General features: G+C 63.4%; 6 protein-coding genes, 3 rRNA genes and 3 pseudogenes. 10 read left to right on the top strand and 2 right to left on the bottom strand.

All coding sequences use genetic code 11. The features are described 5' to 3' along the window. The first annotated feature begins 1 nt into the window (after position 1). Positions 2-454: a hypothetical protein gene (locus tag OHA11_RS11710; RefSeq protein ID WP_266495007.1), complete on the top strand. Its 453-nt coding sequence runs from the start codon at positions 2-4 to the stop codon at positions 452-454. An 81-nt stretch (positions 455-535) separates the two neighbouring features. Here OHA11_RS11710 and OHA11_RS11705 read toward each other — a convergent pair whose 3' ends face one another. Both OHA11_RS11705 and OHA11_RS11700 read right to left on the bottom strand, forming a co-directional pair. Beyond that, positions 536-1,096 (bottom strand): hypothetical protein, encoded by a 561-nt coding sequence (locus OHA11_RS11705; protein ID WP_266495005.1) that lies wholly within the window; start codon positions 1,094-1,096, stop codon positions 536-538. A 151-nt stretch (positions 1,097-1,247) separates the two neighbouring features. Then, complete coding sequence (locus OHA11_RS11700) at positions 1,248-1,487, bottom strand: hypothetical protein (RefSeq protein ID WP_266495002.1); 240 nt, start codon at positions 1,485-1,487, stop codon at positions 1,248-1,250. Between the two features lie 230 nt (positions 1,488-1,717). On the opposite strand from OHA11_RS11700, the pseudogene OHA11_RS11695 reads away from it, so the two are divergent. The 9 genes and pseudogenes from OHA11_RS11695 to OHA11_RS11655 all read left to right on the top strand — a co-directional run. After that, a pseudogene (locus OHA11_RS11695) lies at positions 1,718-2,008 on the top strand (FAD-dependent thymidylate synthase); the annotation flags it as partial. Further along, positions 1,988-2,914 (top strand): annotated as a pseudogene (locus OHA11_RS11690) (HNH endonuclease); the annotation flags it as partial. The pseudogenes OHA11_RS11695 and OHA11_RS11690, both read left to right, overlap by 21 nt. A 3-nt stretch (positions 2,915-2,917) precedes the next feature. Further along, positions 2,918-3,367: pseudogene (thyX, locus tag OHA11_RS11685) on the top strand (FAD-dependent thymidylate synthase); the annotation flags it as partial. Between the two features lie 208 nt (positions 3,368-3,575). Beyond that, positions 3,576-4,475, top strand: a complete 900-nt coding sequence (gene dapA, locus OHA11_RS11680; protein ID WP_266494999.1) for a 4-hydroxy-tetrahydrodipicolinate synthase — start codon at positions 3,576-3,578, stop codon at positions 4,473-4,475. Between the two features lie 135 nt (positions 4,476-4,610). Then, positions 4,611-6,296: a ribonuclease J gene (locus tag OHA11_RS11675; protein WP_266494997.1), complete on the top strand. Its 1,686-nt coding sequence runs from the start codon at positions 4,611-4,613 to the stop codon at positions 6,294-6,296. 537 nt (positions 6,297-6,833) lie between these two features. Then, positions 6,834-8,361: ribosomal RNA gene (locus tag OHA11_RS11670) — 16S ribosomal RNA — on the top strand. Positions 8,362-8,683: 322 nt separating this feature from the next. Next, positions 8,684-11,806, top strand: a 23S ribosomal RNA gene (locus OHA11_RS11665). A gap of 94 nt (positions 11,807-11,900) precedes the next feature. Next, positions 11,901-12,017: ribosomal RNA gene (gene rrf, locus OHA11_RS11660) — 5S ribosomal RNA — on the top strand. Together the 16S, 23S and 5S rRNA genes form the textbook arrangement of a ribosomal RNA operon. Before the next feature lie 114 nt (positions 12,018-12,131). Next, a complete protein-coding gene (locus OHA11_RS11655; protein ID WP_266507092.1) occupies positions 12,132-12,794 on the top strand; it encodes a DegT/DnrJ/EryC1/StrS aminotransferase family protein in 663 nt (220 codons plus the stop codon). Positions 12,795-12,844: the final 50 nt, after the last annotated feature.

Raw genomic sequence — 12,844 nt, 5'->3', positions numbered from 1 at the left:
CATGGGCGCGAAGATCACGTACGCCGTCACGGCCGCCGTCCTGGTCGTCTACTTCGTCCTGGCCGGCAGCCGCGGGGTGATGCTCATTGGGAACGGCACCCTGCTCACCGTCACCTTCGGCGTCGCCGTGCTCATCCTGCCGGTGATCGGCGTCTGGTTCCTCTGGAAGAACACCCAGTTCGTCAAGAAGGCCAACCGGCTCGCCGCCGAGCTCAACGCCGAAGGCGGCCTGCCCGTCGACGAGTTGAAGCGCACCCCGGGCGGCCGGATCGACCGCGACTCGGCCGACGAGGTCTTCGCCCGGCGCAAGGCCGAGACCGAGGACGCCCCCGACGACTGGCGCAGCTGGTTCCGCCTGGCCATCGCCTACCACGACGCCCGCGACACCCCGCGGGCCCGCAAGGCGATGCAGCACGCGATCGCCTTGCACGACGGGAAACCCGTACGGGCCTGAGGCACGCCCACTCATGGGGAAGGGGGCCGGCCCGCACCCGCGGACCAGCCCCCTTCGCCGTACTGCCTGCCTGCCGGTCCGTCAGGCAGGCGTGCGGTACTCGTCCGCCCACACCTCGATGCCGTCCGCCGCCCGGTCGAACGCCTCGGGGCGCCCGAGGAAGTCCGCGTTGTGCGTGGTCAGCAGCGGCGTCGGCTCGGCACCCGCGCGGTCGCCGCTGACGAGGACGAGCGCCTGCCCCTGCACCGTGCGAGGCAGCCCGAGCCAGCGCACCGGCTGCTGGACCGTCCGGACGGCCTGGACCTTCGTCCAGGGAGCCGTGCTCGTGATCAGGAAACGGACCCGGCGCAACCCCTGCGCGCTCACCCACGTGCCCATGCGCAGCAGCCGCAGGGCGCAGATGATGATGAGCGCCGCGATCCCCAGACACACCGCCCCGCCGGAGCGATTGCCGGCCGCCGCGGTGACGACCGCCGCGAACAGCACGTACGACGCGAGCAGCAGCAGAAGCGCGGCCGCGGCGACGCGCCACGGTCCGGGCCGGTACGGGCGCCGCCACTGGTCGCGATCGTCGAACGGCAGCGCGAGATCCTCGCCCGCCTCGTCGAAGGCGCGATCGGCGGTCAGAAAGGGCAGGGGCACGACTGATCCTCACTCAATCCACGCATGGACTATGCCCGGTGAGGCTACCTAGCGGGACCACCGGTCACCACCCTCGGGGTCCGTGGGAGGCCGATGGGGCCCATGGGAGGTCCCTGGGGGTGCCATCACGCCATTTGGCCCTGGGGGAGAGTCAACGGCCCTGTGACGCGTCCGACTGTTGCGTGTGCGTGGGTGAGATGTCGGCCGACATGGCCGGCAGTCCGAGGAACAGGGAGCCGCCGAGGCCCGCGACCACGGTGAGACCTATGAGCCATCGGCCGACCAGCTCACTGGCGGAGGCTCGCTGACGCGGTGGGGGAGCGACATTGCTGCGGAACTTGTCGGCTTCGGCGATGAAGGCGAACGGAACGGGCTCGCGCCGACGAAACATGAAGTGCGCTTCTCCTCTGGAGGCTCGAAGGGGATCTGATGCAACAAGCGACTCGAACGAATCGCTGTCACCAATACAGACGAGCGAATGCCCCAAATGGTGCCCTGTTTCACCGACTTCGCCGAAGTTCGCCAACGAATGTCGCGGCACGCCACCGAACGCCCCGTTGTCAGTGCCGAGCCGTAGAGTGGACGCCGCCCGAGCCAGTGATGGGAAGGACCCTCCAAGCCGTGACCGACACACCCGCCGACGACCTCAAGCCCAGCTTCCGCAGCGATGTCACCGTCGAGCTGGTCAAGCACACCGCCTCCGACTCCGACGTGCTGTTCGCCGCCCGCGTCTCGACGCTCGGGGAGCAGTCCCTGGAGGAGCTGCAGAAGGACCCCGAGCGCTCAAAGGGCCTGATCAACTACCTGATGCGGGACCGGCACGGCAGCCCCTTCGAGCACAACTCGATGACGTTCTTCATCAACGCCCCGATCTTCGTCTTCCGCGAGTTCATGCGCCACCGCGTGGGCTGGTGTCTCGCGGGCGACACGGAGATCACGCTGGAGAGCGAGGCGGGCAATCTGCGACGGCGCAGCATTGCAGAGTTCTACAAGCTCTGGCACCGGGGCGTCGAGGACCGGCTTCCGCACTCCGCCGGCGGAGTGACCTGGCACAACCGTGCCGGGAAGTGGATGGCCCAGGTCCGGCGCGGTGAAACGAACCACTACCTCGGCCTCTATGAGAGCCGTGAGGCCGCCGATTCCGCCGTCGCGGAATTCCGTGAGCAGCACCCGAGCACCCGTCTCCGCAAGCTGGAATCAGTGCGTCGTAACCATGTGCGCTGCTATGACGAGGAGACCCTGCTCGCCCAGAGGGCCCGGATCGTCGACGTGATCCAGTCGGGTGTCAAGCCGCTGATCAAGATCACCACTGCCTCGGGGAAAGCGCTGCGCTCCACGGTCGATCACGCCGTGCTCACTCCTGAAGGCTGGCGCAAGGCAGGAGAACTTGCCGTTGGGGACGCCGTCATGGCGGCGGGCACTGCACCCCGCCCCTCACAGGCCCTTGTCCCGCCGAGTCTGCGTCGCGGCATCGGAGTATGGACCTCCATGCAGCGACAGCGGTTGGTCAAGGAGACCGACACCTGCCATATCTGCGGGCAGGACTTCCCCCGTGACCAGCTTGCGCTGGACCATGTTGTCCCCGTTGCAGGTGACCTGACTCAGGCCCTCGACGAGAAGAACCTCGCTCCCGCCTGCGAGCCCTGCCATGCCGTCAAGAGCGCCGGAGAGCAGGCACTGGCCCAGCGTGGCGGAAAGATCGCCAAGGCCGTTCCGGACCTCATCGTCTCCATCGAGGACGACGGGGAGGAGATGACGTACGACCTCTCCGTCGAAGGCCCCTGGCACAACTTCCTGGCAGGCGGGATCGTCGTACACAATTCGTACAACGAGGAGAGCGGGCGCTACCGGGAGCTCCAGTCGGTCTTCTACGTCCCGGGCGAGTCCCGCAAGCTGGTCCAGGAGGGTCGCCCCGGCAAGTACGTCTTCGTGGAGGGCACCCAGGCCCAGCAGGAGCTCACGGGCCGTGTCATGGAGGACTCGTACCGCCACTCGTACGAGGCGTACCAGGAGATGCTCGCCGCCGGCGTCGCCCGAGAGGTCGCCCGTGCGGTCCTCCCGGTCGGTCTCTTCTCGTCGATGTACGCGACGTGCAACGCCCGCTCGCTGATGCACTTCCTCGGCCTGCGCACGCAGCACGAGCTCGCCAAGGTCCCCTCCTTCCCCCAGCGGGAGATCGAGATGGTCGGCGAGAAGATGGAGGAGGAATGGGCCCGGCTCATGCCCCTCACGTACGCGGCCTTCAACGGCAACGGGCGCGTGGCGCCGTAGCGCACCTCCACCCCGTCGGGCACATGTGTACGGGGCAACCGCGCGAAGTGTCCGTATTGCGGCATTTCGAGAAGTTCATCTAGCCTGATCAAACGGACCCGGCACTGCTTGAACCCCCGAGCAGGCAGTGCCGGGCTCCACCTTTGTCGCGACTTGTCGCCTCCCCCGAGGGCAGACCGCACCTTGAGCAGCGAGTAGCGTGTTACCCATGGCTCCGACCTCCACTCCGCAGACCCCCTTCGGGCGGGTCCTCACCGCCATGGTCACGCCCTTCACGGCGGACGGCGCACTCGACCTCGACGGCGCTCAGCGGCTCGCCACCCACCTGGTGGACGCAGGCAACGACGGCCTGATCGTCAACGGCACCACGGGCGAGTCCCCGACCACCAGCAACGCGGAGAAAGCGGATCTCGTACGAGCCGTACTGGAGGCGGTCGGCGACCGCGCCCACGTCGTCGCGGGCGTCGGAACGAACGACACGCACCACAGCATCGAACTGGCCCGGGCCGCCGAGGGGGTCGGCGCACACGGCCTCCTGACCGTCACGCCGTACTACAACAAGCCCCCACAGGAAGGCCTGTACCAGCACTTCAAGGCCATCGCCGACACGACCGGGCTCCCGGTGATGCTGTACGACATTCCCGGCCGCAGCGGTGTCCCGATCAACACGGAAACGCTGGTGCGTCTGGCCGAGCACCCGCGTATCGTCGCCAACAAGGACGCCAAGGGCGACCTCGGCCGCGCCAGCTGGGCCATCGCCAGCTCCGACCTCGCCTGGTACTCGGGCGACGACATGCTGAACCTGCCGCTCCTCTCCGTGGGCGCGGTCGGCTTCGTCTCCGTCGTCGGTCACGTCGTCACCCCCGAGCTGCGCGCCATGATCGACGCGTACGCCAGCGGCGACGTCCAGAAGGCCACCGAGATCCACCAGAAGCTGCTCCCGGTCTTCACCGGCATGTTCCGCACCCAGGGCGTCATGACGACCAAGGCCGCGCTCGCCCTCCAGGGCCTGCCCGCCGGGCCACTGCGGCTGCCCATGGTCGGCCTGTCACCCGAGGAGACCGCCCAGCTCAAGATCGATCTTGCCGCCGGCGGGGTACAGCTCTAACCACAGACTTCACAACTGAATACGTACGACCACGCAGGCCGGAGAGCCTGCTCCACCAGACAACTGCTACTGCACGAACGTCACGCGCGCCACGTGCCCTGCCAGGTACGTGGCGCGTGTGGTGAGGAGAGTCTTTTGAGTCATCCGCATCCTGAACTCGGCGCTCCGCCGAAGCTCCCGAAGGGCGGCCTGCGGGTCACCCCGCTCGGCGGCCTCGGTGAAATCGGCCGAAACATGACGGTCTTCGAGTACGGCGGCCGTCTTCTCATCGTCGACTGCGGCGTGCTCTTCCCCGAGGAGGAGCAGCCCGGCATCGACCTGATCCTGCCGGACTTCAGTTCCGTCAGGGACCGCCTCGACGACATCGACGGCATCGTGCTCACGCACGGCCACGAGGACCACATCGGCGGTGTCCCCTTTCTCCTGCGCGAGAAGCCGGACATCCCGCTCATCGGCTCCAAGCTGACCCTCGCCCTCATCGAGGCGAAGCTCCAGGAGCACCGCATCCGCCCGTACACGCTCGAAGTCGCGGAGGGCCACCGCGAGCGCATCGGCCCCTTCGACTGCGAGTTCATCGCGGTCAACCACTCCATCCCGGACGCCCTCGCGGTCGCCATCCGCACCCCCGCGGGCATGGCCGTCCACACGGGCGACTTCAAGATGGACCAGCTCCCGCTCGACGGCCGTCTCACGGATCTACACGCGTTCGCGCGTCTGAGCGAAGAGGGCATCGACCTCCTCCTCTCGGACTCGACGAACGCCGAGGTTCCGGGCTTCGTGCCGCCCGAGCGCGACATCTCGAACGTCCTGCGGCAGGTCTTCGCCGGCGCCAGCAAGCGGATCATCGTGGCGAGCTTCGCCAGCCACGTCCACCGCATCCAGCAGATCCTGGACGCGGCCCACGAGTACGGCCGCCGGGTCGCTTTCGTCGGCCGCTCGATGGTCCGCAACATGGGCATCGCGAGAGACCTGGGCTATCTGAAGGTCCCGCCGGGCCTGGTCGTCGACGTCAAGACGCTGGACGACCTCCCGGAACACGAGATCGTCCTGGTCTGTACGGGCTCGCAGGGCGAACCGATGGCCGCGCTGTCCCGCATGGCGAACCGCGACCACCAGATCCGCATCGTCCAGGGCGACACCGTGATCCTCGCGTCGTCGCTCATCCCCGGCAACGAGAACGCGGTCTACCGCGTCATCAACGGCCTCACCCGTTGGGGTGCCAACGTCGTCCACAAGGGCAACGCCAAGGTGCACGTCTCGGGCCACGCCTCCGCCGGTGAGCTCCTGTACTTCTACAACATCTGCAAGCCGCGCAACCTGATGCCGGTCCACGGCGAATGGCGCCACCTGCGCGCCAACGCCGAGCTGGGTGCCCTCACCGGCGTCCCGCACGACCGGATCGTCATCGCCGAGGACGGCGTCGTCGTCGACCTCATCGAGGGCAAGGCCAAGATCTCCGGCAAGGTCCAGGCGGGATACGTGTACGTCGACGGCCTCTCGGTCGGCGATGTCGGCGAGCCCGCGCTCAAGGACCGCAGGATCCTCGGCGACGAGGGCATCATCTCGGTCTTCATGGTGATGGACTCCAGTACCGGCAAGATCACTGGTGGTCCCCACATCCAGGCTCGCGGCTCGGGCATCGACGACTCCGCCTTCAGCGACGTCCTCCCGAAGATCGTCGAGGTCCTGGAGCGCTCGGCCCAGGACGGCGTGGTCGAACCCCACCAGATGCAGCAGCTGATCCGCCGCACGCTGGGCAAATGGGTGTCGGACACCTACCGTCGCCGGCCGATGATCCTGCCGGTCGTGGTCGAGGTTTGAGCACCTCACACGCGTGAACTCGGAGCGGGGCTCCTCGATTTGCATCGAGGAGCCCCGCTCCAGTAGGTTTACGGCTCCGCCTGAACGGGAACCCGGCGCAACTGTGCGTCCGGACCACCCCGAGCGGGGCGGGAATTCCGACTCAGAACCTCTGATAAAGTCGGAGTCGCCGGAAAGGGAAACGCGAAAGCGAAAACCTGGAAAGCACCGAGGAAATCGGATCGGAAAACGGTCTGATAGAGTCGGAAACGCAAGACCGCAAGACCGAAGGGAAGCGCCCGGAGGAAAGCCGCGAGAGATTATCTCGGGTGAGTACGAAGGAAGCGTCCGTTCCTTGAGAACTCAACAGCGTGCCAAAAATCAACGCCAGATATGTTGATACCCCGTCCACCGCATTATGTGGTGGGTGGAGGTTCCTTTGAAAAAGTCCTGCCGGGCATGGTCCCGGCAGGCGCACAGCGAGGACGTTGTGAACAGCCGGGCTTATTCCGTCCGACTGTTCCGCTCTCGTGGTGTTGTCCCGATTACGGGAATACATTCACGGAGAGTTTGATCCTGGCTCAGGACGAACGCTGGCGGCGTGCTTAACACATGCAAGTCGAACGATGAAGCCCTTCGGGGTGGATTAGTGGCGAACGGGTGAGTAACACGTGGGCAATCTGCCCTTCACTCTGGGACAAGCCCTGGAAACGGGGTCTAATACCGGATAACACTCGCCGAGGCATCTCGGTGGGTTGAAAGCTCCGGCGGTGAGGGATGAGCCCGCGGCCTATCAGCTTGTTGGTGAGGTAGAAGCTCACCAAGGCGACGACGGGTAGCCGGCCTGAGAGGGCGACCGGCCACACTGGGACTGAGACACGGCCCAGACTCCTACGGGAGGCAGCAGTGGGGAATATTGCACAATGGGCGGAAGCCTGATGCAGCGACGCCGCGTGAGGGATGACGGCCTTCGGGTTGTAAACCTCTTTCAGCAGGGAAGAAGCGCAAGTGACGGTACCTGCAGAAGAAGCGCCGGCTAACTACGTGCCAGCAGCCGCGGTAATACGTAGGGCGCAAGCGTTGTCCGGAATTATTGGGCGTAAAGAGCTCGTAGGCGGTCTGTCGCGTCGGATGTGAAAGCCCGGGGCTTAACCCCGGGTCTGCATTCGATACGGGCAGACTAGAGTGTGGTAGGGGAGATCGGAATTCCTGGTGTAGCGGTGAAATGCGCAGATATCAGGAGGAACACCGGTGGCGAAGGCGGATCTCTGGGCCATTACTGACGCTGAGGAGCGAAAGCGTGGGGAGCGAACAGGATTAGATACCCTGGTAGTCCACGCCGTAAACGGTGGGAACTAGGTGTTGGCGACATTCCACGTCGTCGGTGCCGCAGCTAACGCATTAAGTTCCCCGCCTGGGGAGTACGGCCGCAAGGCTAAAACTCAAAGGAATTGACGGGGGCCCGCACAAGCAGCGGAGCATGTGGCTTAATTCGACGCAACGCGAAGAACCTTACCAAGGCTTGACATCGCCCGGAAAGCATCAGAGATGGTGCCCCCCTTGTGGTCGGGTGACAGGTGGTGCATGGCTGTCGTCAGCTCGTGTCGTGAGATGTTGGGTTAAGTCCCGCAACGAGCGCAACCCTTGTTCTGTGTTGCCAGCAACTCCTTCGGGAGGTTGGGGACTCACAGGAGACTGCCGGGGTCAACTCGGAGGAAGGTGGGGACGACGTCAAGTCATCATGCCCCTTATGTCTTGGGCTGCACACGTGCTACAATGGCAGGTACAATGAGCTGCGATGTCGCAAGGCGGAGCGAATCTCAAAAAGCCTGTCTCAGTTCGGATTGGGGTCTGCAACTCGACCCCATGAAGTCGGAGTTGCTAGTAATCGCAGATCAGCATTGCTGCGGTGAATACGTTCCCGGGCCTTGTACACACCGCCCGTCACGTCACGAAAGTCGGTAACACCCGAAGCCGGTGGCCCAACCCCCTTGTGGGGAGGGAGCTGTCGAAGGTGGGACTGGCGATTGGGACGAAGTCGTAACAAGGTAGCCGTACCGGAAGGTGCGGCTGGATCACCTCCTTTCTAAGGAGCGTCTAGGCCGCCGGGTTCACTTGGTGGTCCAGGGCCATTACGTCGGCACACGTCCGACGGTGGTTGCTCATGGGTGGAACGTTGATTATTCGGCCGGGTTCACGGGTCGGAGGCTGCAAGTACTGCTCTCGCAAGAGAGTGTGGAACGCATGATCTCCGGACGGGACCGGGCCGGGCACGCTGTTGGGTGTCTGAGGGTACGGCCGGTTGATCGGCTGCCTTCAGTGCCGGCCCCAGTGAACTCGCCCGTGAGGGTGGGGTGGTGGGTGGTTGGTCGTTGTTTGAGAACTGCACAGTGGACGCGAGCATCTGTGGCCAAGTTTTTAAGGGCGCACGGTGGATGCCTTGGTACCAGGAACCGATGAAGGACGTGGGAGGCCACGATAGTCCCCGGGGAGTCGTCAACCAGGCTTTGATCCGGGGGTTTCCGAATGGGGAAACCCGGCAGTCGTCATGGGCTGTCACCCACATCTGAACACATAGGGTGTGTGGAGGGAACGCGGGGAAGTGAAACATCTCAGTACCCGCAGGAAGAGAAAACAACCGTGATTCCGGGAGTAGTGGCGAGCGAAACCGGATGAGGCCAAACCGTATACGTGTGAGACCCGGCAGGGGTTGCGTATGCGGGGTTGTGGGATCTCTCTTCTGTCGTCTGCCGGCGACAGGACGAGTCAGAAACCGTTGATGTAGGCGAAGGACATGCGAAAGGTCCGGCGTAGAGGGTAAGACCCCCGTAGTCGAAACATCAACGGCTCGTTTGAGAGACACCCAAGTAGCACGGGGCCCGAGAAATCCCGTGTGAATCTGGCGGGACCACCCGCTAAGCCTAAATATTCCCTGGTGACCGATAGCGGATAGTACCGTGAGGGAATGGTGAAAAGTACCGCGGGAGCGGAGTGAAATAGTACCTGAAACCGTGTGCCTACAAGCCGTGGGAGCGTCGGAGTGCATGCTTGCATGCACTCTCGTGACTGCGTGCCTTTTGAAGAATGAGCCTGCGAGTTTGCGGTGTGTTGCGAGGTTAACCCGTGTGGGGAAGCCGTAGCGAAAGCGAGTCCGAATAGGGCGGTATAGTAGCGCGCTCAAGACCCGAAGCGGAGTGATCTAGCCATGGGCAGGTTGAAGCGGCTGTAAGAGGTCGTGGAGGACCGAACCCACCAGGGTTGAAAACCTGGGGGATGACCTGTGGTTAGGGGTGAAAGGCCAATCAAACTCCGTGATAGCTGGTTCTCCCCGAAATGCATTTAGGTGCAGCGTCGTGTGTTTCTTGCCGGAGGTAGAGCACTGGATAGGCGATGGGCCCTACCGGGTTACTGACCTTAGCCAAACTCCGAATGCCGGTAAGTGAGAGCGCGGCAGTGAGACTGTGGGGGATAAGCTCCATGGTCGAGAGGGAAACAGCCCAGAGCATCGACTAAGGCCCCTAAGCGTACGCTAAGTGGGAAAGGATGTGGAGTCGCAGAGACAACCAGGAGGTTGGCTTAGAAGCAGCCACCCTTGAAAGAGTGCGTAATAGCTCACTGGTCTAGTGATTCCGCGCCGACAATGTAGCGGGGCTCAAGCGTACCGCCGAAGTCGTGTCAATCCAGCATGAGGGCCAACGCCCGCTGGGTTGGGTAGGGGAGCGTCGTGTGCCGGGTGAAGCCGCAGCGGAAGCTAGTGGTGGACGGTTCACGAGTGAGAATGCAGGCATGAGTAGCGATACACACGTGAGAAACGTGTGCGCCGATTGACTAAGGGTTCCTGGGTCAAGCTGATCTGCCCAGGGTAAGTCGGGACCTAAGGCGAGGCCGACAGGCGTAGTCGATGGATAACCGGTTGATATTCCGGTACCCGCTGTGAAGCGTCAAACATCGAACCTTCTGATGCTAAGACCGTGAAGCCGTTCCGGACCCTTCGGGGAAAGGAAAGTGGTGGAGCCGTCGGCCCAAGGTGGTAGTAGGTGAGTGATGGGGTGACGCAGGAAGGTAGTCCAGCCCGGGCGGTGGTTGTCCCGGGGTAAGGGTGTAGGCCGTGTGGCAGGTAAATCCGTCACACATTGAGGCTGAGACCTGATGCCGAGCCGATTGTGGTGAAGTGGATGATCCTATGCTGTCGAGAAAAGCCTCTAGCGAGTTTCATGGCGGCCCGTACCCTAAACCGACTCAGGTGGTCAGGTAGAGAATACCGAGGCGTTCGGGTGAACTATGGTTAAGGAACTCGGCAAAATGCCCCCGTAACTTCGGGAGAAGGGGGGCCATCACTGGTGATAGCACTTGCTGCTTGAGCTGGGGGTGGCCGCAGAGACCAGCGAGAAGCGACTGTTTACTAAAAACACAGGTCCGTGCGAAGCCGTAAGGCGATGTATACGGACTGACGCCTGCCCGGTGCTGGAACGTTAAGGGGACCGGTTAGTCACATTTCGGTGTGGCGAAGCTGAGAACTTAAGCGCCAGTAAACGGCGGTGGTAACTATAACCATCCTAAGGTAGCGAAATTCCTTGTCGGGTAAGTTCCGACCTGCACGAATGGCGTAACGACTTCTCGACTGTCTCAACCATAGGCCCGGTGAAATTGCACTACGAGTAAAGATGCTCGTTTCGCGCAGCAGGACGGAAAGACCCCGGGACCTTTACTACAGTTTGATATTGGTGTTCGGTTCGGCTTGTGTAGGATAGCTGGGAGACTGTGAAGCGGGCACGCCAGTGTCTGTGGAGTCGTCGTTGAAATACCAGTCTGGTCGTGCTGGATGTCTAACCTGGGTCCGTGATCCGGATCAGGGACAGTGTCTGATGGGTAGTTTAACTGGGGCGGTTGCCTCCCAAAGGGTAACGGAGGCGCCCAAAGGTTCCCTCAGCCTGGTTGGTAATCAGGTGTTGAGTGTAAGTGCACAAGGGAGCTTGACTGTGAGACCGACGGGTCGAGCAGGGACGAAAGTCGGGACTAGTGATCCGGCGGTGGCTTGTGGAAGCGCCGTCGCTCAACGGATAAAAGGTACCCCGGGGATAACAGGCTGATCTTCCCCAAGAGTCCATATCGACGGGATGGTTTGGCACCTCGATGTCGGCTCGTCGCATCCTGGGGCTGGAGTCGGTCCCAAGGGTTGGGCTGTTCGCCCATTAAAGCGGTACGCGAGCTGGGTTTAGAACGTCGTGAGACAGTTCGGTCCCTATCCGCTGTGCGCGTAGGAGTCTTGAGAAGGGCTGTCCCTAGTACGAGAGGACCGGGACGGACGAACCTCTGGTGTGCCAGTTGTCCTGCCAAGGGCATGGCTGGTTGGCTACGTTCGGGAGGGATAACCGCTGAAAGCATCTAAGCGGGAAGCCTGCTTCGAGATGAGGGCTCCCACCCACTTGATGGGTTAAGGCTCCCAGTAGACGACTGGGTTGATAGGCCGGATGTGGAAGCCTCGTAAGGGGTGAAGCTGACCGGTACTAATAGGCCGAGGGCTTGTCCTCAGTTGCTCGCGTCCACTGTGTTGGTTCTGAAACCACGAACAACCCCATTCCCATGGCCACGGGGATGGTGCGGTAGTTGACAGTTTCATAGTGTTTCGGTGGTCATAGCGTGAGGGAAACGCCCGGTTACATTCCGAACCCGGAAGCTAAGCCTTACAGCGCCGATGGTACTGCAGGGGGGACCCTGTGGGAGAGTAGGACGCCGCCGAACTATTATTAATAGAGCTGGTCCCTGAACTTCGGTTCAGGGACCAGCTCTTTTTTGTTGTGCGCCACTTGGAGTTCACGTTGCACGACCAACATCCGCGACATGGGTACTGCTGCAATGCTCAAGGCCGCGGGTGTGGGGATCGGTGACGAGGTCATCGTGCCGGCGTTCGGCAATGCCGAGGTCGCCGAGGCCGTGGTCATGGCCGGTGCGACGCCGGTGTTCGCCGACATAGACCCGGCCACGTACTGCCTGGACGTCGCCGACGCGAACGCGGCCGTCGGGCCGCGCACGGTCGCTGTCGTCGCCGTGCACCGCTTCGGCCGGCCCGCTGACATCGCGCGGCTCAGGGATGTCGGGCAACGGCACGGGCTACTGGTGCTGGAGCAGGGCGAGTCCGAGACGCCGTACAGCGAGATCGAGGAGCGCAGGGCGCATGCGGCGTTCCTCGACGGGCGGTTGAGGGGTGTGCGGACGCCGGAGCGCGGTGCCGGACACACCTACCAGCAGTACGTCGTCCGGGTGCCCGGAAATGGGCGGCCGGACCGGGACGCCTTTGCGCGGGCCCTGCGGGCCAAGGGAGTTGAGTGCCGGGTGCCGGTGAAGACCCCCGTGCACCGGATGCCCGTATTCCGGCGGGACGTTTGTCTGCCGGAGACCGAGCGGGCCGCCGACGAGACGCTGGCTCTGCCTGTCGACGCGTCTTTGACGAAGCGGCAGATGCAGCGGATGGTGTCCGCGTGCAATGCGCTCGGTGGGCTCTTGCAGCCTGCCTTCTAGGCGGTCGAACAGGGTTGGGGGCACGCCGCCGTTCGGGGTATGATCTATTC

The sequence above is a fragment of the Streptomyces sp. NBC_00878 genome (assembly GCF_026341515.1).
Lineage (GTDB): Bacteria > Actinomycetota > Actinomycetes > Streptomycetales > Streptomycetaceae > Streptomyces.
The sequence above is the reverse complement of the archived record's forward strand: the minus strand, read 5'-3'. Positions and strand labels throughout refer to the sequence as shown.